Origin of the sequence: Actinomycetospora sp. CA-084318, from assembly GCF_050955885.1 — a bacterium.
In the GTDB taxonomy this organism is placed as follows: Bacteria; Actinomycetota; Actinomycetes; order Mycobacteriales; family Pseudonocardiaceae; genus Actinomycetospora.
Genome location: NZ_CP192098.1, coordinates 2,403,738 through 2,429,660, shown reverse-complemented (window position 1 = coordinate 2,429,660; position 25,923 = coordinate 2,403,738). Strand labels below are relative to the sequence as shown.

At 74.5% G+C, this 25,923-nt stretch carries 22 protein-coding genes; 9 read left to right on the top strand and 13 right to left on the bottom strand.

What is annotated here, in order from left to right; all coding sequences use genetic code 11:
• The first annotated feature begins 9 nt into the window (after positions 1 to 9).
• Genes ACQPYX_RS11865 through ACQPYX_RS11845 form a run of 5 tightly spaced genes read left to right on the top strand, consistent with a single transcriptional unit; the run spans position 10 to position 5,562 of the window.
• Positions 10 to 1,542 (top strand): acyl-CoA carboxylase subunit beta, encoded by a 1,533-nt coding sequence (locus ACQPYX_RS11865; protein ID WP_433803113.1) that lies wholly within the window; start codon positions 10 to 12, stop codon positions 1,540 to 1,542.
• Positions 1,543 to 1,554: 12 nt separating this feature from the next.
• Positions 1,555 to 3,468, top strand: a complete 1,914-nt coding sequence (locus tag ACQPYX_RS11860) for an AMP-binding protein (protein WP_433803112.1) — start codon at positions 1,555 to 1,557, stop codon at positions 3,466 to 3,468.
• On the top strand, positions 3,465 to 3,920 hold the full coding sequence (locus ACQPYX_RS11855) for a MaoC family dehydratase (protein WP_433803111.1): 456 nt from the start codon (positions 3,465 to 3,467) through the stop codon (positions 3,918 to 3,920). Before ACQPYX_RS11860 ends, ACQPYX_RS11855 begins: the two co-directional genes overlap by 4 nt.
• On the top strand, positions 3,917 to 4,717 hold the full coding sequence (locus tag ACQPYX_RS11850; RefSeq protein WP_433803110.1) for an HpcH/HpaI aldolase/citrate lyase family protein: 801 nt from the start codon (positions 3,917 to 3,919) through the stop codon (positions 4,715 to 4,717). Before ACQPYX_RS11855 ends, ACQPYX_RS11850 begins: the two co-directional genes overlap by 4 nt.
• On the top strand, positions 4,714 to 5,562 hold the full coding sequence (locus tag ACQPYX_RS11845; RefSeq protein ID WP_433803109.1) for an LLM class flavin-dependent oxidoreductase: 849 nt from the start codon (positions 4,714 to 4,716) through the stop codon (positions 5,560 to 5,562). Before ACQPYX_RS11850 ends, ACQPYX_RS11845 begins: the two co-directional genes overlap by 4 nt.
• A 1-nt stretch (position 5,563) precedes the next feature.
• On the opposite strand, the gene ACQPYX_RS11840 is transcribed toward ACQPYX_RS11845, so the two are convergent.
• Positions 5,564 to 5,860, bottom strand: coding sequence for a hypothetical protein (locus ACQPYX_RS11840; RefSeq protein ID WP_433803108.1), 297 nt, complete (start codon positions 5,858 to 5,860; stop codon positions 5,564 to 5,566).
• Positions 5,861 to 6,043: 183 nt separating this feature from the next.
• Here ACQPYX_RS11840 and ACQPYX_RS11835 point away from each other — a divergent pair, with 183 nt between their 5' ends.
• Entirely contained in the window at positions 6,044 to 7,042 is a 999-nt protein-coding gene (locus tag ACQPYX_RS11835; RefSeq protein ID WP_433803107.1) for a beta-ketoacyl-ACP synthase 3, read from the top strand.
• A gap of 6 nt (positions 7,043 to 7,048) precedes the next feature.
• Here the strand turns inward: ACQPYX_RS11835 and ACQPYX_RS11830 are convergent, their stop codons facing one another.
• The 10 genes from ACQPYX_RS11830 to ACQPYX_RS11785 are packed head-to-tail and all read right to left on the bottom strand — an operon-like array spanning position 7,049 to position 18,234.
• On the bottom strand, positions 7,049 to 8,164 hold the full coding sequence (locus tag ACQPYX_RS11830; protein WP_433803106.1) for a glycosyltransferase family 4 protein: 1,116 nt from the start codon (positions 8,162 to 8,164) through the stop codon (positions 7,049 to 7,051).
• Between the two features lie 2 nt (positions 8,165 to 8,166).
• Positions 8,167 to 8,871 carry a hypothetical protein gene (locus ACQPYX_RS11825; RefSeq protein WP_433803105.1) on the bottom strand — a complete coding sequence of 235 codons (705 nt, stop codon included), beginning with the start codon at positions 8,869 to 8,871 and terminating at the stop codon, positions 8,167 to 8,169.
• The gene (locus ACQPYX_RS11820) at positions 8,871 to 10,172 is read right to left on the bottom strand and encodes a hypothetical protein (RefSeq protein ID WP_433803104.1); all 1,302 of its coding nucleotides are present in this window, start codon (positions 10,170 to 10,172) and stop codon (positions 8,871 to 8,873) included. The genes ACQPYX_RS11825 and ACQPYX_RS11820 overlap by 1 nt, the downstream gene beginning before the upstream one ends.
• Complete coding sequence (locus tag ACQPYX_RS11815; RefSeq protein ID WP_433803103.1) at positions 10,169 to 10,903, bottom strand: acyltransferase; 735 nt, start codon at positions 10,901 to 10,903, stop codon at positions 10,169 to 10,171. The genes ACQPYX_RS11820 and ACQPYX_RS11815 overlap by 4 nt, the downstream gene beginning before the upstream one ends.
• A complete protein-coding gene (locus tag ACQPYX_RS11810; RefSeq protein ID WP_433803102.1) occupies positions 10,900 to 11,676 on the bottom strand; it encodes a class I SAM-dependent methyltransferase in 777 nt (258 codons plus the stop codon). Before ACQPYX_RS11810 ends, ACQPYX_RS11815 begins: the two co-directional genes overlap by 4 nt.
• Positions 11,673 to 13,208 carry a polysaccharide biosynthesis tyrosine autokinase gene (locus ACQPYX_RS11805; protein WP_433803101.1) on the bottom strand — a complete coding sequence of 512 codons (1,536 nt, stop codon included), beginning with the start codon at positions 13,206 to 13,208 and terminating at the stop codon, positions 11,673 to 11,675. Before ACQPYX_RS11805 ends, ACQPYX_RS11810 begins: the two co-directional genes overlap by 4 nt.
• Positions 13,205 to 14,755, bottom strand: coding sequence for a hypothetical protein (locus ACQPYX_RS11800; protein WP_433803100.1), 1,551 nt, complete (start codon positions 14,753 to 14,755; stop codon positions 13,205 to 13,207). Before ACQPYX_RS11800 ends, ACQPYX_RS11805 begins: the two co-directional genes overlap by 4 nt.
• Complete coding sequence (locus ACQPYX_RS11795; RefSeq protein ID WP_433803099.1) at positions 14,752 to 15,360, bottom strand: hypothetical protein; 609 nt, start codon at positions 15,358 to 15,360, stop codon at positions 14,752 to 14,754. The genes ACQPYX_RS11800 and ACQPYX_RS11795 overlap by 4 nt, the downstream gene beginning before the upstream one ends.
• The gene (locus ACQPYX_RS11790) at positions 15,357 to 16,682 is read right to left on the bottom strand and encodes a glycosyltransferase (RefSeq protein WP_433803098.1); all 1,326 of its coding nucleotides are present in this window, start codon (positions 16,680 to 16,682) and stop codon (positions 15,357 to 15,359) included. The genes ACQPYX_RS11795 and ACQPYX_RS11790 overlap by 4 nt, the downstream gene beginning before the upstream one ends.
• 46 nt (positions 16,683 to 16,728) lie before the next feature.
• Positions 16,729 to 18,234: a sugar transferase gene (locus ACQPYX_RS11785; protein WP_433803097.1), complete on the bottom strand. Its 1,506-nt coding sequence runs from the start codon at positions 18,232 to 18,234 to the stop codon at positions 16,729 to 16,731.
• A 409-nt stretch (positions 18,235 to 18,643) separates the two neighbouring features.
• On the opposite strand from ACQPYX_RS11785, the gene ACQPYX_RS11780 reads away from it, so the two are divergent.
• Both ACQPYX_RS11780 and ACQPYX_RS11775 read left to right on the top strand, forming a co-directional pair.
• Positions 18,644 to 20,269, top strand: coding sequence for a hypothetical protein (locus ACQPYX_RS11780; RefSeq protein WP_433803096.1), 1,626 nt, complete (start codon positions 18,644 to 18,646; stop codon positions 20,267 to 20,269).
• Between the two features lie 70 nt (positions 20,270 to 20,339).
• Positions 20,340 to 21,149 carry a class I SAM-dependent methyltransferase gene (locus ACQPYX_RS11775; protein WP_433803095.1) on the top strand — a complete coding sequence of 270 codons (810 nt, stop codon included), beginning with the start codon at positions 20,340 to 20,342 and terminating at the stop codon, positions 21,147 to 21,149.
• A gap of 4 nt (positions 21,150 to 21,153) precedes the next feature.
• On the opposite strand, the gene ACQPYX_RS11770 is transcribed toward ACQPYX_RS11775, so the two are convergent.
• Positions 21,154 to 22,122: an aldo/keto reductase gene (locus ACQPYX_RS11770; protein ID WP_433803094.1), complete on the bottom strand. Its 969-nt coding sequence runs from the start codon at positions 22,120 to 22,122 to the stop codon at positions 21,154 to 21,156.
• A 121-nt stretch (positions 22,123 to 22,243) separates the two neighbouring features.
• Entirely contained in the window at positions 22,244 to 24,067 is a 1,824-nt protein-coding gene (locus ACQPYX_RS11765; protein ID WP_433803093.1) for an NAD(P)-binding domain-containing protein, read from the bottom strand.
• A gap of 94 nt (positions 24,068 to 24,161) precedes the next feature.
• Here ACQPYX_RS11765 and ACQPYX_RS11760 point away from each other — a divergent pair, with 94 nt between their 5' ends.
• A complete protein-coding gene (locus ACQPYX_RS11760; protein WP_433803092.1) occupies positions 24,162 to 25,907 on the top strand; it encodes an MFS transporter in 1,746 nt (581 codons plus the stop codon).
• The last annotated feature ends 16 nt before the right edge of the window (positions 25,908 to 25,923 follow it).

Genomic DNA, 25,923 nt, shown 5'->3' with positions numbered 1-25,923 from the left:
GGGAGGGAGGTGTCGGCGCCCGTCCCCCCTGGGGCGCCGGCACCTCCCTCCGCGGACGACGTCCTCGCCGCCGCCGACCGCGCGCGCCAGGGCGGCGACACCAGCCGCCACCCCGGCACCCTCACCGCCCGCGAGCGGCTCGCCGTGCTGCTCGACGAGGGCTCCTTCGTCGAGGACGGCCTGCTCGCCGGGCAGCTCCCGGCCGACGGCGTGGTGACCGGCGTCGGCACCGTCGAGGGCCGTCCGGTGGCCGTGATCGCCCACGACTTCGGCGTCAAGGCCGGCTCGTGGGGCGCGTTGACCTGCGAGAAGCAGATCCGCATCCTCGAACGCGCCGACCGCGACCTGCTGCCGGTCTTCTACCTCGTCGACTCCGCGGGCGGGCGCCTCACCGAGCAGATGGGGTTCTTCCCCGGCCGTCGGGGCGCGAGCGCGATCTTCCGGCTGCAGGTCGCGCTGTCGGGCCGGGTCCCTCAGATCTGCTGCCTGCACGGCCCGTCGGCCGCGGGCGGCGCCTACATGCCGGCGTTCACGGACTGGGTCGGCATGGTCGAGGGGCGCGCCTCGATGTTCCTCGCGAGCCCGCGGGTGGCCGAGAAGGTCACCGGCGAGCGCACGACCGAGGAGGAGATGGGCGGCGCGCGGATGCACGCCGAGGTCTCCGGCTGCGGCGACGCCGTGTTCGACGAGGACTGGCAGGCGGTCGCCGCCGCCCGCCTGCTCTTCTCCTACCTGCCGAGCGACTGGACCGCGCGACCCGCCGTCGGGGACGCCCGCGCCCCGGAACGCGACGACTGGGACGGCGTGATCCCGGCCGACCCGGTCACCGGCTACGACGTGACCGAGGTGATCGACCGCGTCGTCGACGAGGGCTCGTTCTTCGAGGTCAAGCCGGACTGGGCGCCCGAGATCGTGGTGGGGCTCGCGCGTCTGGAGGGCCGGGTGGTCGGCATCATCGCGAACCAGCCCAGCGTGCGCTCGGGCGCGATCCACGTGGACTCCGCCGACAAGGCCGCCCGCTTCATCTCCTGGTGCGACGCCTTCAACGTGCCGCTCGTGTTCCTCCAGGACGTACCCGGCTTCATGGTCGGCGTCCAGGTCGAGCGGCAGGGGATCATCCGGCACGGCGCCAAGATGATTGCCGCGATGAGCTCGGCCGAGGTGCCGATCGTCTCGGTGATCCTGCGCAAGGCCTACGCGGCGGGCTTCTACGCCATGTGCGCCCCCGGCTTCGAACCGCGCGCCACGATCGCCCTGCCCAGCGCGTTCATCGGCGCGATGGGCCCGGAGGCGTCGGTCAACGCCGTGTACGCCCGCAAGGTCGCCGACATCGCCGACGAGGCCGAGCGCGCCGCCTTCGTCGCCGCCCGGGTGGACGAGCACCGGGCCGAGATCAACCTGCTGCGGATGGCCTCCGACCTCGTCGTCGACACCGTCGTCCCGCCCGAGGAGCTCCGCACGGAGCTCGCCGTCCGCCTGCGCCACGCCGACGGGTGGACCCGGTCCGCGCCCCGCCGGCACCACATCGTCAGCCCCGTCTAGGAGGAGCCGGTCATGGACGACGCGCTCGCCACCCTGATCTCCGCCCCGCTCATCCCGCTCCGCCCCGACCAGCGCTCGGCGCTATACGCGGAGGAGATCGCGCACGCCCGCGCGCTGCACGACGCCGACCCCGACGACTACTGGGCCTGGGTGGCCGGGCAGCACCGGTGGCTGCGGCCGTACGACACCGTGCGCACCGGCGAGCTCGGCGACTTCCGCTACTTCGACGGCGGCCTGATCAACGTGGCCGACAACTGCGTGGACCGGTGGGCCGAGACCGTGCCCGACCGGCCTGCCGTGGTGTGGGAGGGCGAGCCCGGCGACTCCCGGACCCTGACCTACGCCGAGCTCGCCGACGAGGTCTCCCGGCTCGGCGCCGGGCTGACCGCGCTCGGGGTGGGCCGCGGCGACGTCGTCGCGATCTACATGCCGAACCTCGTCGAGGCGTTCACCGCCATCCACGCCTGCAACCGGATCGGCGCGATCTACACCGTGCTGTTCTCCGGCTTCGGCCGTGACGCGGTCGCGTCCCGCCTGGCGTCCGCCCGCGCGAAGGTCGTGGTGGTGGCCGACGCGATCTACCGCCGCGGCAAGCCGGTCCCCCTGCTCGACACGTTGCGCGCCGCCCGGCCGGACGCCCCGACCCTCGAGCACGTCGTCGTGGTCGACCGCACCGGGAACGGGGTGCCGCTGCAGGACGGGGAGACCGGCTACCGCGGCCTGGTCGACGCGCACCCCGAGGGCAGCGAGCTCGTCCCCCTCGACCCCAACGAGCCCGCGTTCCTCATCTTCACCTCCGGCACCGAGTCGCGGCCGAAGGGCGTGGTGCACTCCGTCGGCGGCTTCCTGCTCGGCACCTGGGCCAACGCGCACTGGCAGACCGCGATCACCGACGACGACGTCTACTGGGTGGCCGCGGACGTCGGCTGGCTGACGTTCCCGATCCAGGCGGTGATCGGCGGCCTCGCCAACGGCGCCACGATCGCCTGCTACGAGGGCGCGCTGGACACCCCGTCGACCGCGCGCTTCTACGAGGTCTGCGAGCGCCACGGCGTCACCAAGGTGCTGTGCGCCCCGACGGTGCTGCGGATGCTGCGGAAGTTCGGCGACACGCTGGCCCACGACCATCCCCTCCCCCGGCTCGCCCTGATCACGGTGCAGGGCGAACCCCTCGACGGCGAGACGTTCGCATGGACCACCGACACTCTCGGGGTCCCCGTGGTCAACGCGTACGGCCAGACCGAGACCGGCTCGACGTGGACCTATCCCGTCGCGGGCGTCGACGACCTCAAGGCGGGCTCGGCCGGGACCGTCCTGCCGGGCCACGCCTGCGAGGTGGTCGACGACGAGGGCCGGCCCGTCCCTGCGGGCACGAAGGGCAACCTCGTCCTGACGCGGCCCTTCCCGACGCTGGCCCGCACGGTCTGGGACGACCACGACCGCTACCTGCAGACCTACTTCGCGCGCTTCCCCGGCCGCTACGCCACCAACGACGAGGCGGTGGTCGACCACGACGGGCACCTCTGGGTGCTCGGCCGCGCCGACGACGTCATCAACGTCGCCGCCCACCGGCTCTCGACCATGGAGATCGAGGCGGTCGTCGGCTCGCACCCGCGGGTGGTCGAGGCCGCGGTCGTCGGGATCCCCGACGACACGAAGGGCACGGTGCCGGTCGCCTTCGTGACGACGACCGGGCCGGCCGGCGACATCGTCCGCGAGGTCACGGCGCTCGTCGGCGACACCATCGGCGGCCTCGCCCGGCCCGACCGGGTCGTCGTCACCGCGGCCATGCCGAAGACCCGCACCGGCAAGATCATGCGGCGGCTGATGCGCGAGGTGCTGCTCTACGGTGAGGCCCGCAGCGACACGTCCGCGCTCGAGGACCCCTCGAGCCTCGAGACCCTTCGGGAGGCCGTCCGCGCATGAGTGGACTCTGGTTCGAGCAGCTCACCCCGGGCCTCGTCGTGGAGCACGCGACCCGGCGGACGGTCACCGAGACCGACAACGTCCTGTTCACCACGATGACGATGAACCCGGCGCCGCTGCACCTCGACCACGACTACGCGTCGCGCACGGAGTTCGGCCGCCCCCTGGTGAACAGCATGTTCACCCTCGCCCTCGTCGTCGGGCTGAGCGTCCCGGAGCTGACGCTGGGGACCATCGTCGCCCAGCTCGGACTCACCGACGCCGTGTTCCCGAAGCCGGTCTTCCACGGCGACACGGTGCGGGTGGAGACCGAGGTCGTCGAGGCGCGCGAGTCGCGGTCGCGGACCGACGCGGGCATCGTCGTCTTCGCCCACCGCGCCCTCAACCAGCGCGACGAGACCGTCTGCACCGTGCGGCGGACGGGCCTGATGCACCGGAGGCCCTCGTCGTGACCGTCCCGCGCTCGCTGCTGTTCGTTCCCGGCGGTCGCGCGGACATGATCGCGAAGGCACCGCGGTCGTCCCCGGACGCGATCGCGGTCGACCTCGAGGACGCCGTGGCCGCCGACGGCAAGGACGCCGCGCGCCGCACCGCCACGACCGGCCTCCCCGACACGGCGTCGCTCGTCCTGGTGCGGGTGAACCCGCCCGCCACCCCGTGGCACGACGACGACGTCGAGGCCGTCGCCGCGACGGCGGCCGGGGTCGTGCTGCCCAAGTACGAGGAGCGGGCGCAGCTGGCGGACCTCCGCGCCCGCGTCGGCGACCGCCCGGTGATCGTCGGGATCGAGACGGCGCGCGGCGTCGCGCGGGCCCGGGACCTGCTCGACGATGCGGGCGTCGTCGCGGCCTACTTCGGCGCCGAGGACTACATCGCCTCCGTCGGCGGCCGCCGCACCGCGTCGAGCCAGGAGGTGCTGTTCGCCCGCTCCGAGGTGCTCCTCGCCGCCCGGCTGGGCGGGGTGGGGGCGCTGGACCAGGCGGTCGTCTCCGTCCGCGACGACGAGTTCTTCCGCCGCGACGCCGGCGAGGGCCGCGACCTCGGCTACGACGGCAAGATCTGTATCCACCCGACCCAGGTGTCGCTCGCGCACGAGGTGTTCACGCCCTCCGACGAGGAGGTGGCGCACGCCCGCGACGTCGTCGAGGCCGGCCGCGCCGGGGTCGGCGTGGTGAACGGCGAGATGGTCGACGACGTGCACCTGCGGATGGCGGCGGCGATCCTGCAGCGGGCGGGGGTCGAGGCGTGAGGCTGGGGCTGATGCTGGCCGCCGACGCGGGCGACGTCCCCGAGGTCGCGCGGTGGGCCGAGGACGTCGGGTTCGACCTGGTCGCGAGCGGCGAGCACGTGCTGTTCGGGAGCCCGACGTCGAACGCGTTCGTCTCCCTCGCCGCCGCCGCCGCGGTGACCTCCCGGGTCCGGCTGCTGTCCGCCGTGACGCTGCTGCCGCTCTACCCCGCGGCGCTCGCGGCGAAGATGGCGGTCTCGCTGGACCGGGTGTCGCACGGCCGGTTCGAGCTCGGCGTCGGGGTCGGCGGCGAGTTCCCCGCCGAGTTCGAGGCGGTCGGCGTGCCGGTGAGCTCCCGGGGCCGGCGCACCGACGAGGCGCTGCCGACCGTGCGCTCCCACCTGCGGGGCGAGGCCGTCGCGGGACACGCGATGGACCCGCCCCCGGTGCGGCCGGTCCCGATCTGGATCGGTGGCCGGTCCGAGGCGTCGATGCGCCGCGCGGGGCGGGCCGGCGACGTGTGGATGCCCTACCTGTGCTCCCCGGACCGGGTCGCGCGGGGTCTGCGCGTGGTGAACGACGTGGCCGCCGAGCAGGGCCGCGGACCGGTCGGCGGTGGACTGCTGGCGTGGTCGGCGGTCGCGGACACGCGCGTGGAGGCACGCGAGCTCGCCGTCGGGCGGCTGCAGGAGATCTACGGACAGGACATGGATCGCATCGTCGACGCCTGCGTGCCGTACGGGACGCCCGACGACGTCGCCGCGCGCCTGCGGGAGTACGCGGACGCGGGCGCGGAGCAGGTGCTCTACGCGCCGCTGAACCCGGACCGCGAGCTGGGCGCGGCGGTGGCGGCGGCGCTGGCGTAGGTCAGGCGTGCTCGAGGGCGTCGCCGAACGCCGCGAGACTGCGCCAGCGGTGGACGTGGCTCAGCAGCCGGCCGACCCCGAGCACGGCGACCAGCGGCCATTCGAGGGCGCCGACGACCCCGAGCGCCACCAGCCCGCCGACGAAGGCGAGCTCGTCGACCGAGGGCAGCGGCACCTCGCCGATCCCGGGGACCTCGACGCGCAGCGTGTGCACCTCCTGGGCCGCGCGCACGGCGGCCGACACGTCGGTCGTCGGGCCCGACGGCAGGGTGGTGGGGTCGGCGGTGTCGGTGCTCACGTGGCGGACGGTAGCGCCGTCACGGGTGTCCCGCGGCGCCGTCGCCCGGGGCCACAGCAGAGCCACAGGAACCGCCTGTGACCGGTTGCACCCGCGTACCAGATAGTAGGACTTCCGAGTAACCGAGGGGCCGGGTGACCGTGGAGGGGACGTCCGCCCCCGACCGTCTCGCGAGGCACCCCCTTGGGCTCGATCAGCTCGATCAGCACCGGCCATCCCGCCGCTCTCCTCGGGCTCGGCGCCTACCGCCCGCGTCGCGTGGTCACCAACGAGGAGGTGTGCGAGCACCTCGAGGTCGACGCGGCCTGGGTGCACGCCCGCTCCGGGATCTCGACCCGGCGGATGGCCGGTCCCGACGAGACCGTGGTGGCGATGGCGGCCGCCGCGGCCCGCGACGCGCTCGCAGCTGCCGACGTCGACGCGGCCGACGTGGCGGTGACCCTGGTGGCGACGATGTCGTCGGACACCGCGTGCCCGCAGGTCGGCACCCGGGTGGCCGCCGAGATCGGCGCCGTGAACGGGGCGGCGATGGACCTCGGCGCGGCCTGTGCAGGCTTCTGCTACGCCCTCGAGGTGGCCGCCTCGCTGGTCGGGGCCGGGCACGGGGCGGTGCTCGTCGTCGGGGTCGAGCGGATGAGCGACATCGTCGAGCCCACCGACCGGTCCACGGCGTTCCTGTTCGGCGACGGCGCGGGCGCGGTGGTGCTGGGCCCGTCGGCGGGGCCCGGCATCGGTCCGTCGGCCTGGGGCGCGGACGGGACGCAGGCCGACCTCATCGTGCAGTCGCCGACGTGGGCGCAGGCCCGGGAGTCCGACGAGCGTCCCGCGCTGCGCATGCAGGGGCCCGCGGTGTTCCGCTGGGCGACCTCGCGGATGGTGCCGCTGGTGTTCGAGGCGTTGGAGAAGGCCGGCTGCAAACCCGAGCAGCTGGACGCGTTCGTGCCGCACCAGGCGAACGCCCGGATCACCGACGGCCTGGTCAAGGCACTGGCCCTGCCCGACCACGTCGCCGTGGCCCGCGACGTCGCGGTCACCGGCAACACCTCGGCGGCCTCGGTGCCGCTGGCGATGCACGAGCTCCTGACGACGGGTCGGGCCCGCCCCGGCGACCTCGCGCTGCTGTGCGGGTTCGGGGCGGGCCTGACGTTCGCCTCGCAGGTCTGCGTGCTGCCGAACGTCTGAGGGCGACTACCCCTCGACCAGCTCCTCGACCGGGCGCGGCGCCCGCTGCGCGGGGACGGCGACCGGGGCGACGGGGACGGTCCTCTCCAGGACCAGCGCCACCGGATCCACGTCGGCGCGCCGGGCCTCGAACAGTGCCCGGGCCCGGGCGGCCGCGTCGGCCCGCCAGGTGGGCGAGCTGCCCAGGGCCTCGACCCGGGCCGCGATCGCCTCGGGGTCCGGGCCGTCGAGGAGCCAGTCCGCGGGCAGCAGCTCGGGCAGGGCACCTCGCCGTGTGGCGATGACCGGCACACCCCGCGACAGGGCCTCGAGCACGACGAGGGGCTCCGCCTCGTTGACGTAGCTCGACGGGAACAGGAAGACGTCGGCGGCGTCGAGCGCGGCGTTGACGTCGGCGGTGGAGCACGGGCCGAGCCACCGGACGGCGTCTCCTGCCGACCGGATCGCCGCGGCCGTCTCCTCGTCCCCGCACGGGCCGACGAGGGTCAGCGTCGCGTCCACGCCCCGGCGGCGCAGGGCCGCGCAGGTCTCGACGGCGGCCACCGACCCCTTGCTCACCGAGAGGTTGCTGACGTGCACCAGCGCGAGGCCCGACCGCGCCGCGCCTGGGCGGGCCGGGCACGGGTCGACGACGTGGGCGTTGCTCGCGAACCGGTGGTCGGCGCGCGAGGGGTACCGCCGCAGGAACGCCGTCCGCATGCTGGTGGACAGGAACAGGTGCCGGTCCTCCCGCCCGAGCAGCCGCGTGATCAGCACCATCGGCACCGCGCGCGCGGTGATGTAGGCGTACGAGTGGTGGTGGGCCACCACCCGCAGGCCGCGCGCCCGGGCCAGCGCGAGGACCGGCAGCTGGTACCAGAGCCCGAACCCGCCGAAGAGCGACACGTAGACGACGGCGCCCGCCGGCAGGCCGAGGACCACCCCGAGGGCACGCAGGTGGGCGCGGGCCCGCGACACGACGTGCCGGAGACCGTCCCCCCTCCCCGCGACGTCGACGACGCGCACGTCCTCGATCCGGTCGCGGACCCGCTCGAGCAGCCGGGCCGTCACCAGGCTGGCCCCGTGCACCGGGGGCGGGAGCGGCCCGATCCAGGCCGCGGTCGCGCTCTCCGAGGCGCTCATCGTCATCCTGCCCAACTGCGCACCAGGCGCACGTCGGCCGCTCCCGCGGCGTCCTTGTAGAACTCCCAGCACGCGAACCGCCCGCCCAGCGCGGCGATCCGCGGGTCGTCGACCGTCGCCGTCGAGCCGTCGGGCAACGAGAGCGACGCGGTCGACCCGGTGACGACCGCCTCGGCCGCGTATGACGTGCCGTCCTGCCGCAACCCCCCGTCGTGGAGGCCCTGCCGCAGGACCGTCAGCGATCCGGCGTCGATGACCCCGTAGAGCCACCGACGCGGCGTGATCACGAAGTGGCAGCGCGACCGCGGCACCGGCCCCTCGAGCGGGATCCCGGTGAACGCCGCCAGGCACAGCGACCCGGCCTCGGAGCCGGGGCCGAAGGCGAACGTCGCGCCGATCCGCACCACGTCGGCCCCCGCGTCCGCGAGGACGTAGGTGGCGGCGTGCGCGTCCGGCAGGCCCGCCTCCAGGGCCCCGTTCCGGACGACGGGTGGCGGCGCGTCGTGCGCGACCACCCGGAACGGCACGCCCTCGTCGCCGGTCACTGCGCCGGTGCCCGCCGCCCGCCGGGCCCAGTCGGTCGCGAGCCGGACCCCGGCCGCCACCGGCCGCAGCGCCGGCTCGACCGTGGACGAGCAGGCCACGAGCGCCGCCGGGACGGCGAGGGCCAGCGCCCCGAGGGCCGCGCGGCGGTCGAGCACCGGCATCACCGGGCCGCCTCCGGCACCAGGTCGACCGGCTCCGACGACGACATCGACGACGCCGGCCCCGACGACGACGCCGACGGCTCCGCGGCCCGCGGCCGCGCCCGGTACGCGGCGACGGTCTGCACCGCGACGACGAGCACCGCGGCGCCGGCCATCCCCCACGCCAGCCCGGGCACCCCACCCGCGAGCAGACCCACCGTGGCACCGCCGACGATCGCGAGGCTCGTGACGACCTGCAGCCCGGCCAGCAGCCGGCCGCGCCGCATCCCGCGCAGCGTCGCGGCCGCGGGGACCGACAGGCCCAGCACGGCGACCGTCAGCGCGGTCGGGGTGACCAGGGCGGCGTCGGCGACGTAGCGCGGGAAGAGCAGCCCCATGAGCACGTCGCGCAGCGGGATCGTGGTGCAGATCAGCAGGCCGAGGCCCGCCATCGCGAGGGTGACCCGGCGGCGCAGCGCCCGGAAGCCCGGCGGGAGGCTCCCGTCCGCGGCGACCGGGAAGCGGGCGAACATCGCGGTGGCGAGGACCAGCACGGCCGCCATGAGGGTCGTCGGCGGCTGCAGGACGAGCAGTTGCACGGCACGGAGCCCGGCCATCTCGCTGGTCGAGACCACGAGCCCGGCGAGCAGCAGGACCGCGTACATCTGGACCTGGCCGAGGACGGAGACGACCGTGAACCAGCCCGACAGGTAGGCGCCCTCCCGCAGCCACGCCCCGGGCCGGCCCGGCCGCTCGACGCCCACGGCCGCGAGCACGACGAGCCCGCCCAGCGCGCCGACGCCCCAGCAGGCGGCGAGGGTCGCCGGGCTCCACGCGCCCGTCACGGCGAGGACGGCGAGGCCCGCGCCCTGGACCAGCGCCCAGGCGCCGTCGACCGCGAGGGTCTCCCCCGTGCGCAGCCGGGCGAGCAGCACGTAGCGGCCGGCGTCGACGACGACCACCCCGACGATCCACGGCGTGAACGCGGCCAGGGAGGCGAACACGTCGCCGCCCGCGAGGCCGAGCCCGACGACGAGGACGGTCCCGCCGAGCCCGAACAGCGCGGCCGCGCCCAGCGCGGACCCGGCGAGCACGCGGCGCCGCTCGGGGGCGGCGACGGCGGGCAGGTGCGCGATCAGCGGCTCGGAGAGCACGGCCCGCGTGGCGGCCGTGAGCACCGTGACCACGGCGAAGGCGACGACGAAGGCGCCGAAGTCCCGCGGGGCGAGCACGAGGGACGCCACGAAGGCGGTGAGGTAGTTGGTGGCCGAGCTGACCACCTGGTCGGCGACCCCGAGCGCGGCCCGGCGGGACCCGCTCACAGGATGTCCACCTGCTCCCGGACGAAGAACGCGGACGCCGGGTCGATGGGGCGCACGGACCGGACCGGGACGCCGCCGTAGAGCGCGGGCTCCTCGGGCAGGGACCGGGCGACGACGCCGCCGGCCGCCACCAGCGAGGCGTCCGGCACCCGGCTGCCGGGCAGCAGGACCGAGCGGCTCATCACCAGCGAGTGGTCCCCGACCGTCACCGGGCGGGCGTCCTGGCGGACGGCGTCGAAGTCGACCGAGTGCGTCTGCACCAGCGAGCCGAAACCCGCGAGGGTGGCCCACGGCTCGAACTCGACCCGGGCCGAGGCGTCGACGACGTGCATCGTCGTGATGAGGGCGGCCCGGCGCAGGATCAGCGACGGGGAGCGCTCGACGCCCTCGTAGAACCCGGTGTCCTTCCGGACGCCGTTGACGAGGTTCAGCATCCCCAGCTTCGCGTCGCGCTCGAGGACGACGAGCTCGCACCCGCGGATGACGTTGCCGGCCGAGATCACCGCCCCCTCCTGCATGACGAGGCGGTCGACGTCGACCAGCGCCCGCCCGAGGTGGGCGCGCGGGTGGATGTCGTGCCCGAGCAGGCGCACCGCGAGCACGCGGCGGGCGCGGCCGGGGGCGAGGACCATCAGCAGCGCCACGAGCAGGCGCAGGCGGCGGTCGCGGAGGTGGCGGCGGGGGCTGGGCCCGATCGCGTCGACGTCGAGCGGGCGGTGGTCGTCGGTCATCGCACGTCCTTGCGGATGAAGATCATCAGGGTGGAGGCGGCCCGGGAGGGCACGATCCGCTGGAGGAGCAGGCCGGTGCGCAGGGCGGCCGGCGAGCGGCCGACGTAGCCCGGCTCGGCGTCGAACTCGTAGACGCAGTGCGCGTAGCGGGTGGTCGGGAACCAGCGGCGCAGCGCCCGGCGGGAGTTCAGCCGGTAGGCGGTCGGGAAGGTGTCGACCTCGGCCTTGGCGGGCTGGAGCCGGTGCAGCACGGTGGTGTGCAACGCGTTCGGGACGAGCCGGGTGGGGATCCCGATCGCGCCCCACTTGCGGGGCGTGCGGGCGCACAGCCAGCCGCCGGGGGCGAGCACCCGGTCGATCTCGGCCGCGGTGTGCGCCGGGTTCGCGACGTGCTCGAAGGTCCAGTCGCTGACGAGCAGGTCGACCGACCCGGTCGGCAGCGGGAACGGTCCGTCGGGCTCGATCACGTGGGCCTCGTGCAGGGCCGGGTTGGAGCGCACCGCCGGGTCGACGTCGAGGCCGATCAGCCGGGCGCACCGGGGCCCGAGGTCGTGCAGCGAGCGGCGGAAGGCGCTCGGGTCCTCGAGGAACGAGCCGCGGCCGGCTCCGAGGTCGACCACCGTCGCGTCGGGCGGCAGGACGGCGTTGACCCGGGACCAGAACTCGACGGACCCGTCGAGGCGGGTGTAGCCGCCGGCGGCCACCTCCGGGAACACGTCCGGGCGGACGTCGGTGGGGCGGACGTCGGTGGGGCGGGGGACGGACAGCGTCATGACGACCTCTCCTGGACCTGACGGTGGGGGCGGGACGACTCGGCGGCGGCGAGGCGACCGACGAGGTCGCCGACCGCGACCCCGTGGGTGGGCGTGCGGTGCGCGCCGCCGGCCACCGGTCGGTGCGCGGGCGCCGGGCGGGCGCGGCGGTGGCTCGCGGCGGCGCGCGGCTCGGGGACGGACGGGGCGATGTCGGCGTGGTAGCGGCCGGCGTACTGGCCCTCGACCGCGCCGGTCACCCCGTTGAAGACGACGCCGAGCGGGGTGACCCCCGCCGTCACGAGCTGTTCGTGGGCCCGGCGGACGAGCGGCGCGCCGGTCGACCCGGCGCGGACCACGAGGACGACGGCGTCGGCCCGGCGGGCCAGGGCGAGCCCGTCGGCGACCGGCAGCAGCGGGGGCGCGTCGACGAGCACGACGTCGTAGCGCTCGCGGGCCTCGTCGAGGACCGCTCCCATGCGCTCGGACTCGACCTCCTCGTAGGGGTTGCGGGGCAACGGTCCGCTGGCGAGGACCTCGAGTCCCGCCACCGGACCGGGCCGGACGGCGGCGGCGAGCGAGGCGCGCCCGGCGAGCACCCCGGACAGGCCCTCCCCCGCGGGCACCCCGAGGTACTCCGCGGCCCGGGGGCGGCGCAGGTCCGCCTCGACGAGGAGCACCCGGCTGCCGGCGTTCGCCTCGGCCAGGGCGAGGTTGACGACGAGGGTGGACTTCCCCTCGCCCTCGATCGCGCTGGTGACGGCGAGGACGCGGTCGGTGCCGACGCCGGCCGCCAGGTTGCCGTGCACCGCGCGCAGGCTCTCGGCGACGGGCGAGGACGGCCGGTCGCGCAGGGCCACCGGCGACCGGTCGAGCTGCCGGTCGCGGGGCAGCGTGCCGAGCAGCGGGCGCGGCACGAGCTTCGCGAGCTCGGCGAGGCCGAGGACGGAGCGGTCGAGGGAGCGCCGCACCACCGCGATCGTCACGCCGACGAGCAGGCCGGCCGCGAGGCCCAGGCCGAGGTCGATCAACGGCTGCGGCGACACCGGTCCGGGGACGAGCACCGGTCCCTCGACCACCCGGGCCGACACGGTCGGCGGCTGGGTGCGGTCGGCGGGCCGCTCGATGTCGGCGACCATGGCCGGGAACCGCCGGCCGACGGCGCCGGCGATCGCCTGGGCCCGCTCCGGCGAGGCGTCGGTGACCCGGGCGACGAGCAGCACCGTGTTCGGGGTGACGCTCGCGGAGACCTCGTCGGCCACCGACTGCGGGTCGTCGGGCAGACCCAGGTCGCTCACGACCTCCTGGCCGAGCCGGTAGCTGGAGAGCAGCTCGGTGTAGGACTTCACGCGGTCCTGGGAGAGCAGGCTGCCCTGGTAGGCGTCGGCGGAGCTGGTGTTCGACGCGGTGGAGACGTAGAGGGTCACCGTGGCGGCGTAGGACGCGGGCGTCAGCAGCACGACGACGCCGGCGAGGACGAACCCGACGAGGGCGGCGCCGGTGATCCAGCGCCACTGCGCGGCGAGGAGGGTGAGGTACTCGCGGGCGGTCACCGGAGGGTCCTTTCCGAGGGCGGCAGGAGGGTGGGGCCGGACCGCGCGTGGCGGCCGGTGCGGGGAGGGCGGGAGACCAGGGCGAGCAGGACCAGGAGCGTCACGATGCGGGCCATCGCCTGGAGCAGGGAGCCGCGGACGACGATGAACTCGTAGCCCGCGATGACGGGGGCGGCGACCGCGACCAGCGGCACCACGGGGGTGCGGACCCCGCGGAGGGCGACGAAGGCGTCGTCGAGCCGACGGGCCCCGACGCCGCAGAGCGCCAGCAGGCCGCAGGCACCGATCCAGCCGAAGTCGACGTACCCCTCGGCCCACAGCGGGGAGTCGAGGTTGCGGTTGGGGAAGCCGATCTCGTCCGCGATGAGGAACGCGGTGTTGTCGGGCTTGTCCGGCCACAGCGAGCGCGGCACCCAGAAGGTGACCGCGCCGAGCAGCTGCCGGCCGACCGTGTGCCCGTGGTGCTCGACGACGCGCAGGGCGACGCCGATGTCGGTGATCGAGGCGTAGTCGGTCTTGCCGAGCACGTAGTCGACCGGCTGGGAGTAGCTCGGGGTCCGGATGCCGTACTGCTTCATCGCCGACTCGGAGACCCGGAAGTGGTCGAGGTAGGGGAAGATGATCAACGAGCTGAGCGTGAACAGCGTGACGAAGGCGGTCAGCACGGCCGGCCGGGTGGAGAACCGCCAGCAGAAGAAGAACGCCAGGACGATCGCGAAGGCCCAGTAGCGGGGGTTCGAGAGCGGGTTGTTCATCAGGGCGTTCAGCCCGACGAGTGCGGCGCCGAGCACCCAGACCTCGGCCCGCCGCCGCTGGGCCGGGTCGTCCGCGAGCAGCTTCACCAGGCAGATCAGTGCGACGAAGGGCAGGACGTTGCCGATCACGGCGACCATGCCGCCGGTCGCGTTGGACGCCGAGGAGTAGAGCCCCGACGACGAGAGCTGGTCGAAGACCGCCTGGCGGTCCGACAGCAGCACCCCGGGCCCGCCGAGCAGCGCGACCAGCACCGGCGCGGTGACCAGCGAGACGACGCCGAGCGCCAGGACCCGCGACGGGTCGAGGACCCGGCCGCGCAGCCGTCCGGTCAGCGCCGTGGGCAGGAACGAGACCTCCCGCGGCCGCACCCGGGAGGCCACGTCGAAGGAGACCAGCCCGGCGAGGAGCAGCGCGGCCTGCTCGGTCGCGAGCGGGCCCAGCGTGAACCCGAGCGGGTTCTCGCCGGCGAGGGTCTGGGTCAGCCCCGCGACCGCCAGCCAGGCGTAGGAGAACATCCACAGCCCGAGCACCGCCCAGCGCGGCTCGGCCTCCCACATCAGCGCGCCGAGGCGCAGCGCGCAGTAGACGACCGACACCGCGAACAGGGCAGCCGCCACGCCGAGCTGCGCCGGCCCGCGCTCGAGGACGGGCGCGACGAAGACGGCGGCCGGGACCGCGAGCAGGATCGTCACCGAGAACAGCGGGAGCAGGAACTGCAGCCCGGTGAGCCGCCGCGGGCCCGACACCTCGGGGACGGTCTCCGGCGCCGCCGGCGGGAGGACGAGGGTCACCGGACCACGCCCTCCGCCCGACCCGGCACACGGCCGAGGGCCTCGCGGCGCTGCCGCGGCAGCGAGGGGATGACCGGTGCGGCGGGAGCGGCCGGGGCCGCCGGCGCGGCCGGGGTGTCCGGGGTCCGGGCGAGGACCGAGCCGGCGCTGACGAGCCCGTCGGCGGGCACGACGACGCCGCGCAGGACGATCGCCCGCAGCGCCACCCAGGCGCCGTCCCCGATGACGATGGGGGCGTTGTCGTAGGCGAACGCGGGGTCGCGCAGCCGGTGCGACCCGGTGCACAGGACGGCCTCCTGGGAGACGCAGACCTGGTCCCCGAGGGTGATCGCCTCGAGGTTCAGCAGCCACGCGCCCTCGCCGAGCCAGCAGTGGTCGCCGATCTCGAGCTTCCAGGGCCAGTGCACGCGGACGTCGTTGCGGATGTTCACCCCGCGGCCCACGCGCGCCCCGAAGGCCCGCAGGATCGCGGGGCGCAGGCGCGCCGGGCACCACCAGGCGCGGAAGACGAGGTTGGACACCGCCCACCACGCGATCTGCCACCCGGTGGAGCGGCCCTTGTCGTGGCCGGCACCGGTGAAGTCCTGCAGCCGTCGCGCGGTCACGACGCCTCCTCGGAGACCAGGGCGCGCACGGGCGCCGGGGCGGGGCGGTCGGTCACGACGACGGGTCCGGGACGCCGGGCCCGTCGGCCCCGGCGCTCGGCCAGGTCGGCGACCCACGCGACGTAGGCGTTGCGGGCCGCGACCTCCGACAGGGCGTCGCGGGCGAACAGCTGCCCGCGCAGCCCGAGGGTCCCGGCGGTGGCGGCGTCCAGGCCGCAGCGCAGGACCGCGCCGAGCAGCTCCTCCGGCACGCCGGGGTCGACCCGCACCCCGCCGCCGGAGGCCTCGATCTCGGCGCTCGCGGCGCTGCGGGGGCTCGTGGCCGCGACGACCGGGCGGCCGGCCGCGAAGTAGGAGGTGAGCTTGGAGGGGACGCACATCTCCTCGACCCCGGGCTTCTCGTTGAGGACGAGGACGTCGGCCGCGGCCATGGCGAGCTCGAACTCGGAGCTGGGCAGCGGGTCGAGGAACTGCAGGCTCGCGATCCCGTCGCCGTAGCGCTCGAGGTGGGCCCGGCGGGACCCGGTGCCCAGCAGGACGAAGCGCACCGCGGCACCGGTGGCGTCCGCGAGGCGGGCCGCCTCGACGACGTTCTCCAGGCCCTGCTTCGCGCCCATGTTCCCGGCGTGCAGGGCGACGACCTCGTCGTCGCGCCAGCCGAGCCGGCGGCGCAGCGCGAGCAGGTCGACCCCACCGGCCCGGACCGGGCGGACGTGGCTCCAGTTGCGGATCGTCGTGATGCGGCGGTCGTCGACGCCGAGGTCGCCCAGGGACCGCCGGAAGCTCTCGTGGATCGCGACGACGCCGTCCGCGCGGGTCAGCAGGGCCCGCTCCAGCGCCGCGACCACACGGGGGCCCCGGCCCCCGAGGGCGCCGGTCTCGGCGACCGCCCGGCCGTACAGGTCCTGGGTGACCACGCCGACCGCGGTCCGTCCCGGCGCCCGCCAGCGCAGCGCGGCGCCGACCGTGAGCAGGGCGGGGCTGACGGCGAGCACGACGTCGGGCCGCGCGCCGCGGTGCGCCCGCGCCGCGCCGGCGGCGAACGCGGCCTCCATGCGGATGCGGTCGGTGCCCGTCGGGTCGGCGGGGACGGGGTGCGCGATCCGGGTGAGGCGGACGTCGCCGTCGCGCTCGTGGAGGACGCCGTGGGCGCGGCGGTAGCCGGCGGCCACCTCCCAGTGCGGGTAGTGCGGGAGGCCGGTGACGACGTGGACGTCGTGCCCCGCGTCGGCGAGGAACCGGGCCATGCCGGTGGTGTAGGGGGCGATGCCGGTCGGTTCCGGGGCGTAGTTCAGGCCCAGGATCAGCACGGAGAGACTCATGGCGGGGGCTCCCGGGGCTCGTCGTGGTGGCTGGTCGGGGTGGCGGTCAGTACGCGCCGCGGCCGGTCAGCACGGCCGACACGGTGCGGGCGAGGATGTGGAGGTCGAGTCCGGGCGACCAGTTCTCGACGTAGCGCAGGTCGAGCCGCACGGTCTCCTCCCAGGAGAGGTCGGAGCGGCCGCTGACCTGCCAGAGGCCGGTCATGCCGGGGCGGACGAGCAGGCGGCGCCGGGCGTCGTCGGCGTACTCGACGACCTCGGCGGGCAGCGGGGGGCGCGGCCCGACCAGCGACATCGAGCCGGCCAGGACGTTCAGCAGCTGCGGCAGCTCGTCGAGCGAGTAGCGGCGCAGCACGGCGCCGACCCGCGTGACCCGGGGGTCGCGGCGCATCTTGAACAGCGGGCCGTGGGGGTCGTCGGACCGCAACGCGGCCCGCGCGGCCTCGGCGTCGACCGCCATCGAGCGGAACTTGACCATGCGGAACGGGCGGCCGCGCCGGCCGACGCGCTCCTGGCGGAAGAACACGGGGCCGCGGTCGTCGAGCCGGATCGCGATGGCGACCCCGATCAGGATCGGGGCGAGCACGACGAGCGCGGCGGCCGCGACGAACCGGTCGAGCAGGGCCTTCGACACGCGGGCGGCGCCCCGAAAGGTGGGCTGGGTCAGCCGGATCATCGGCAGGCCGTCGACCGGGGTCATGTGCAGCCGGGGGCCGGCGATCTCCATGAGCCCCGGGTCGACGACGAGGTCGAGGTCGGTGCCCTCGAGCTCCCACGCCAGCCGGTGCAGGTTGCGTCCGCTCCAGCCCGGGGCGGGCGCCACCGCGACCACCTCGGCCCCGACGCGGTGCACCTGCTCGGCCACGGCGTCGAGGTCGCCGACGACGGACACACCGGCGCACGTGCCGACCCCGGACGGGGTACAGGCGCCCACCACGACCCAGCCGTGTTCCGGCGCCCGACGGGTCCGGACGACGAGGGCCTCGACCGATTCCTCGGAGCCGACGACCAGCACCCCGGTCAGGCCCACCCCCTGCCGGCGCTGCCGGTGCAGCACGGCACGACCCAGGCCCCGCACCGCGAGGACGGCGAGCACGGCCGCGGGCAGGACGACCAGCGTCCAGGGGCGGAGCCGTTCGTCGTGCAGGGCCACCTCGCCCAGGGCGAGGACGAGCAGGGCACCGGTGCCGGCCTGGAGGACGCGGGTGTACTCGAAGCCGCCGGAGCAGACCACGAGCGGGTGCCAGCACCGCCGGACCGCCAGGGCCGCGCCGACGAGGACGACGAGCCCGCCCACGAGCGCGGCGCCCGCCGTCGGGCCGGTCACGCCCGGCACGAGCGCCGCGCCGACGATCCCGACGACCGCCACGGCGAGGAGGTCGGCGACCAGGATCCGCCGCGCCCACGCCCGGCGCACCCGCCGGACGGCGTCGATGCCGGCCCGACCGGTCGTCCCCGTGAGCGGGTCCCGGCCCGGGACCACCGCGTCGCGCCCACCCGTCGTCGGGAACGCCCCCGACGCCGGCCGGACCCGGTCGCTCGTGCTGGTCACCGGCACTCACCTCGTCTCGTCAACCCGTGTTGCGTGTGTCTTCGAGAAGCGACATCGACCGTTCAGCGGTAGGCGCTACAGCAATCGGAGTAGCCGAGGAGGTGCCGAAACCTGATCACGCACGGTGATATCCGTCGGAAAACGTCGTCGTGTTGGGAGTGGGTCGGAAATGACGCGGAAGACCGCCGACCCTGTCGCGGAAGGCCGCGAGTTCACCCGATAGGGGTGCTCGGGACTGGGCAGGGACGCGAACGCCCGGGGTGATGTTGTGCGCGATGCAATGGCGCATGTTCACCCGTCGGGGTGACCGGCCCGCGTCGAGATGGTGGCCCGGGTGGTCGGCGCACCTTCAGGTGAAGCCGCCGCTTCCCCTTCCACTCACACGAGCGGGCGGGCTACTCCTCAGGACATGGGAACCGGACCGAGCCGCCGTGAGCTGCTCCGCGCCGGCGGCCTCCTGGTCGCCGCCGGACTGCTCGCCGGCGCCCGACCCGCGGCCGCCGCGGCCCTCCCGGCACCCCCGTCCGGCTTCAGCGCGTCCACCCCGACGACCACCGCGGCGGCCCGGTCGGCGGGCTACGCGGTCGTCACCGACTTCGGGGCCGTCGGCGACGGCGGGTCCCGCCCGCTCTCCACCCGGTACGCCACGCTCGCCGACGCCCAGCGGGCGTTCCCCGCCGCCCGCAGCCTGTCCGACGAGCTCGACGGGGTCGCCATCCAGAAGGCCACCGACTCCGGCCGCGCGGGCGTCTTCTACCCGGCGGGGACCTACCTGCACTCGCAGGCGATCGTCGTGCGCGACCACCAGCGCCACCTCGGGGCGGGCGCGGCCGGGGCCTCCCCCACCGCCGTCCTGCGCAACACCCGCACGAGGACCACCGACTACGACTTCGCCCAGGCGCACAGCTTCCAGATCGGTGACATCCACCCGGCGGCGTTCGCGACCGGCCGCGCCGGGATCTCCTGGGCCACCCGCCCGCTGGCCCCGATCACGGCGGGCGCGCGGTCGGTGCGCCTCACCCAGTCCTTGGGCACGGTGCCGTTGAAGGTCGGCGACGTCGTCATGGTCCGCTGCGACAACGACCCGATGGTCAACCGCGAGTCCGTGGTCTACGACGCCCAGCAGTGGAACCGGGTGTCGTCGTACAACGCCGCCAGCGGCGTCGTCGGGCTGGAACTCCCCGTGCCGTGGACGATCGTCACGTCGTCGGCCGACCCGACCGTCCTCGACGGCCCGACGTTGTGCGTGAACGACGGCGCCGACTACTTCATGAACTGCCCCTGGTCGCTCTGCCAGGACATCGAGATCGGCCGGCTGTGGCTGGACTCCGCCGGGTTCACCGCCCGCAACGGCGTCTGGCGCGGCTGGTTCCACGACCTCGTGGTCGTCGGCGAGAACATGCTGGGGTTCAACGCCCTCGTGCTGTCGACGATCGAGCGGGTCAACGGGCGGTTCAGCTCCCGGATGATCGAGCTCAAGCACTCCTCGCACACGAGCACCGTCCGGGAGGTGTCCGCGTCCTGGGCGCCACCCTCGTCGGGCACGGTCGGGGTGGACGCCGACGCGGTCGACATCGGCGAGCAGAGCTTCGGCCTGACCCTCACCGGGATCCAGGTGAGCATCCCCGCCGAGGACACCGCGAACCGGCGCGCGCTCAACATCAGCACCGGCCAGGTCAGCTTCAGCGGGGCACTGACGCACCGCGGCACCGGACCGCAGCAGGCGGTGTGGGCGATCGTCGACTCGCAGGCCCCCGCCAACCCGCCGCGCGACCTGTCGCTCGCGCTGCTCGTCCGGACCCGTCCCGGGATGTACGCCTACGGCGTCGTCGGGTGGCCCGACCCGCGGCCCTCCTCGCCGGTCGGGGTCACGCTCAACCTGGACCAGGCGTCGTCGGGAACCCCGGCCGGACAGGCGTTCCACGTCGCCACCGGGCGGAACGTGACGGTCACGAGGATCGTCGGGGACCGGACCACGGCGTCCTGGTCGCCGCCCGGGCAGGCCCCGACCGGCTGCGCGAGCGTCCAGGTCTGACCGTCACCCGGCCGGGTTACTTCGGCCCGAACGGCCTAACGGCGGTCGGTCGGTCGGCGATGCGGGTCACATGACGACCGAGACCGTCGTGCCGATGCACGACCTGCAGGAGGCCGTCCACGGTGACGGCCACGACTACCTCTCCGGCTCGCCCCACCTGCGGCACGCCTACCTGAACCGCTGGATGCGCGACACGCTCAACGACGTGGTGGCCGGCCTCGCCGACCGGCTCGGGCGCCCGCCGCGGGTGATCGAGGTCGGCGCCGGGCACGGCGGCTTCACCGAGACGATGGTGTCCGCCGGCGCCGAGGTGGTGGTCACCGAGATGAGCGGCCCGAGCGCCCGCTCGATCGCCGCCCGCTTCCGGCACAACCCGCGGGTGCAGGTTCACCACGACCTCGACGGCCGGCTCGACGTCCACGGCGAGGCCGACCTCGTCGTCTACATGGCCGTGCTGCACCACATCCCCGACTACCTCGCCTCGCTCGAGGAGGCCGTCCGGATCGTCGCGCCGGGCGGCGCGATCGTCACGTTCCAGGACCCGCTGTACTACCCGCGCCAGCCGCGCACCGCAGTGGCCCTCTCCCGCGCCGCGACGCTCGCCTGGCGGGTGACCGAGGGCGAACTGGCCCGCGGCTTCCGCACGCTGTCGCGGCGGGTGCGCGGGATCTACGACGAGTCCCTGCCCTCGGACATGTCCGAGTACCACGTGGTGCGCGACGGCGTCGACGAGGACGCGATCGCCCTCCTGCTGCGCCGGTCCTTCGCCGACGTCGACGTGCACCGGTACTTCTCCACCCAGGGCGGCTGGACGCAGACCCTGGGTCAGCGGGTGCTGCGCCCGAACACGTTCGGGGTGGTCGCGCGCTCCCGGCGGTGAGCCGTCAGCGGTGCCCCGCGATGCCGCGGGGCTCGTAGGTCTCCGACAGCTCGGTGAGCTCGTGCTCGTCGAGCTGCAGGTCGACGGCCGCGACCGCCTCCTCGAGGTGGCGCAGCTTGGTGGCCCCGATGATCGGCGAGTCGACGACGGGCTGGGCGAGCAGCCACGCCAGCGCCACCTGGGCGCGGCTGACGCCCCGCTTCTCGGCGATCTCGGCGACCTTCTCGACGATGTGCCGGTCGGAGTCGCGGTAGAGCGTCTTGCCGAACTCGTCGGTTTCGCCGCGGGTCGTCGTCTCGTCCCAGTCGCGGGTCAGCTTGCCGCGCGCGAGCGGGCTCCACGGGATCGAGCCGACGCCCTCGTCGAGGCAGAGCGGGTTCATCTCCCGCTCCTCCTCGCGGTAGAGCAGGTTGTAGTGGTTCTGCATCGTGACGAATCGGGCCCACCCGTTCGCGTCCTGCAGGTGCAGCGCCTTCGCGAACTGCCAGGCGAACATCGATGACGCGCCGATGTAGCGCGCCTTGCCCGAACGCACCACGTCGTGCAGCGCCTCGAGGGTCTCCTCCAGCGGCGTCTCCGGGTCGAACCGGTGGATCTGGTAGAGGTCCACGTAGTCCATGCCGAGCCGGCGCAGCGAGTGGTCGATCCCGGTCATGATCGCCTTGCGCGAGAGGCCGGCGCCGTTGGGTCCCGGCCGCATCCGGTTGAAGACCTTGGTCGCGACGACGATCTCGTCGCGGTCGGCCATCTCGTTCAGCCACCGGCCGGTGATCTCCTCCGACGTGCCCTGCGAGTAGACGTCGGCGGTGTCGAAGAAGTTGATGCCGGCCTCGAGCGCGGCGGAGAAGAACGGCTTCGCCTCGTCCTCCGGCAGGGCCCAGGGCCACCGGTCGTTCGCCACGCCGTAGCTCATGGTGCCGAGGCAGATGCGCGAGACGTCCAGGCCGGTCGACCCGAGCTTCGTGTACTCCATGAACACGGTCTACCCGCGCTCCGGAGCCGCCGCACGCGTCGTCTCCGAAGCGGCCCGGAAACGCACGAACGGCACTTCCGCAGCATCTAGGTGCGCGAAAGTGCCGTTCGTTCGGATCAGGTCACTCCGTGTGGTGCGACTCCGCCAGCTTGTAGACCGGCGTGTCGATCCCCTCCTGGCGCGCCTTGAGCTGCAGCGCCAGGTAGAGCGAGTAGTGCCGCGACTGGTGGAGGTTCCCGCCGTGGAACCACAGGTTCCGCTGCTGGGTGGGCTTCCACATGTTGCGCTGCTCGCCCTCCCACGGGCCCGGGTCCTTCGTGGTGTCCGAGCCGAGGCCCCACACCTTCCCGACCCGCGTGGCCATCTCCTCGCCGATGATGTCGGCGACCGAGGTGATCATCGAGCGGTACCCGGTGGCGAGGACGACGAGGTCGGCCTCGAGGTGGGTGCCGTCGTCGAGGGTCACCCCGTCGGAGGTGAACTCCTTCACCTGCCCCTTGACCAGCTTCACCTTGCCGTCGGCCACGAGCTGCGCGGCGCCCACGTCGATGTAGTAGCCCGAGCCGCGGCGCAGGTACTTCATGAACAGGCCCGACTCGTCGTCGCCGAAGTCGAGGTCGAAGCCGGCCTCGCGGAGCTGGTCGTAGAACTCCTTGTCGCGGACCTTCGCCTCGTCGTAGGCGGGCCGCTGGAAGTCCGCCATGATCCGGTAGGGCAGCGACGCGAACGTCAGGTCCGCGGTGCGCGTGGTGATCCCGTTGGCCACGGCCTCCTCGGAGTACAGGCCGCCGAGCGCGAGCTCCATCAGGGTGTCCGACTTGATGATGTGCGTGGACGACCGCTGCACCATCGTGATGTCGGCGCCCGCCTCCCAGGCGGCCCCGCAGATGTCGAACGCGGAGTTGTTGGAGCCGATGACGACGATCTTCTTGCCCTCGTAGCCGGCCGGCCCGGGGTGCTCCGACGAGTGCTGGATCTCGCCGCGGAACGCCTCCATCCCCGGGAACTCGGGCTTGTTCGGCTTGCCGGAGACGCCCATCGCGAAGACGAGCTGGGCCGGCCGGAGCACGACCTCCTCGGGGCCGTTGCCGCGGTCACGGTGGACCGTGACGGTCCAGCGGCCCTCGTTCTCGTCGAACGTCGCCGACTCCGCCGTCGTCGAGCCCCAGTAGTTGATCTCCATGACCCGCGTGTACATCTCGAGCCAGTCGCCGATCTTGTCCTTCGGCGCGAAGACCGGCCAGTTCTCCGGGAACGGGATGTAGGGCAGGTGGTCGTACCAGACCGGGTCGTGCAGGGCGAGGCTCTTGTAGCGCTTGCGCCAGGAGTCGCCGGGCCGCTCGTTGCGCTCCACGACGATCGTCGGCACGCCGAGCTGGCGCAGCCGCGCCGAGAGCGCGATCCCGCCCTGCCCGCCGCCGATGATGACGACCTCGGGCTGGCGCGAGTAGCCGAGCTCCTCGGCCTCCTGCTCGCGGCTCTCCTTCCACGTCACGCGGTCGGGGTTCGCGCCGTGCTCCGTGCCGAACGGGCGCCGGTCGCCCTTGTTCTCCTCGTGGCCCTTGAGCTCGTCGAGCGTCGTCAGCAGGGTCCAGGCCTTGCCGTCCCTGAGCCGGACGTGGCCGGTCCCGCGACCGACCGCCGTCTCGAACGTCAGCCAGGACTCGTCGACCCCGTCGGCCGAGCTCGGCTCGCCGTCGACGGCGAAGTTCGTGGGGTCGATCCGGTCGAGCACGCTGGTCAGCAGGTCGGCGACCTCGTCGGTCCCCTCGACCGTGGCGATGTTCCAGGTGAAGGACACCAGGTCGCGCCAGTAGCACTCGTCGGCGAACAGCGACACCGCCGCACCGACGTCGCGCGCGGACAGGGCGTCCTGGAACGCCGACACCCATGCCTCGACGCGGTCGGCCACCTCGCTCCCGGGGCGATCCAGGGTCTGTGTCACGCGGCACCTCTTCTCGTGTTGCCCAGTGGTGAGGTGACCACGGTCACGCGTCGGGCCCGGTACGGGCAAGGGTTGCAGCGTTGTTGCGCGCTCTGTGACCCACCCGACCCCGTCCGCCGTCGAGCAGGCCCCGCGCCGCTGGTGGATCCTCGCCGTCATCGGCGTGGCCCAGTTGATGGTCATCCTCGACAACTCGATCGTGAACATCGCGCTGCCGTCCGCGCAGGCCGACCTGGGGTTCACCGACGCGCAGCGGCAGTGGGTCGTCACCGCCTACGCGCTGGCGTTCGGCAGCCTCCTGCTGCTGGGCGGACGGCTCTCGGACCTGTTCGGGCGGAAGGCGGCGTTCGTCGTCGGGCTCGTGGGCTTCGCGGTCGCCTCGGTGCTCGGCGGGCTCGCACCCGGCTTCGGGCTGCTCGTCGCGGCGCGCGCCCTGCAGGGCGTGTTCGGCGCACTGCTGGCCCCGGCCGCGCTCTCGCTGCTCACGACGACCTTCCCCGCGGGCCGCGACCGCGCCCGCGCCTTCGGCGTGTTCTCCGCCCTCGCCGGCTCGGGCGCGGCGATCGGGCTGCTGCTCGGCGGGACGCTCACCGAGTACGCCGACTGGCGCTGGTGCATGTACGTCAACGTCGTCTTCGCGGTGATCGCCCTGGTCGGGGCCCTGATCCTGATGCCGGCCCACCCGACGGGCGAGCGGCCGCGCCTCGACCTCGTCGGCACCGTCCTCGCCTCCGCCGGCCTCTTCGGCGTCGTCTTCGGCTTCGCGACCGCCGAGACCGACGGCTGGGGCTCCTGGCCCGTCTACGCCTTCCTGACGGCGGGTGTGGTGCTGCTGGCGGCCTTCGTCGCGGTCCAGCGGGTCCGCGCCGCGCCGCTGCTGCCGCTGCGTGTGCTGCTCGACCGCTTCCGGGGCGGGTCGTACCTGACGATCCTCGTCCTGACGACGGGGATGTTCGGGCTCTCGCTCTTCCTCGCCTACGTGATGCAGACCGAGCTGGGCCTCTCCCCCGTGCTCACCGGCGTCGCGTTCCTGCCGATGGTCGCCTCGATCATGACCGCGTCGACGACCGTGCCCGCGCTCGTCCTCCCCCGGCTCGGGCCGAAGCCGCTGATCGCCGTCGGCCTGCTGCTCGGGGCGGGCGCGCTGTTCTGGTTCTCGCACCTGTCGCCGGGGTCGACGTACGCGAGCGGCGTGCTCGGGCCGCTGATCCTGATGGGCCTCGGCATGGGCACCGCGATGTCGACGTCGATCAACACCGCGACCCTCGGCGTCGACCGGCAGGACGCCGGGGTGGCCTCCGCGACGGTCAACACCATGCAGCAGGTCGGCGGCTCGGTGGGCACCGCGCTGCTCTCCTCGATCGCCGGGACCGCCACGGCGACCGCCCTCGGGCTCGGCCTCGACCAGCGCGCGGCCGCCCTCGCCGGCTACGACCGCGCCTTCCTCGTCGCGTCGGCGATCTTCGTGGTGGCCGCCGTGGTGTGCGGGTCGATCGTGCCCGCCGGGCGCCCGCACGCGGTGGTGGCGGACTCGGGTCCGACGCCGCGGGAGCTGCCGGCCGCCCGCTCCTGGGGCGGCCCGGACACGGTCGACGCCCCCGGACTCTCCGGGCGGGTGCTCGACGGCGAGGCACCGATCGACGGCACGGTGACCCTGATCGACGCCCTCACCGGCGCCCAGGTCGGCACGGCCCGCACCGACGAGGGGCGCTACCGCCTCGAGGTGCCCCGCGCCGGGGAGTACCTGCTGGTCGTGTCCGCGCCCGGTCGTCGTCCGCTCGCCGAGCGGGTGCGCGTCGCGGCGCCGGAGCTGGCGGTGGCCCGGGACGTGCGGGTCTGAGCACCTCCCGGTGCAA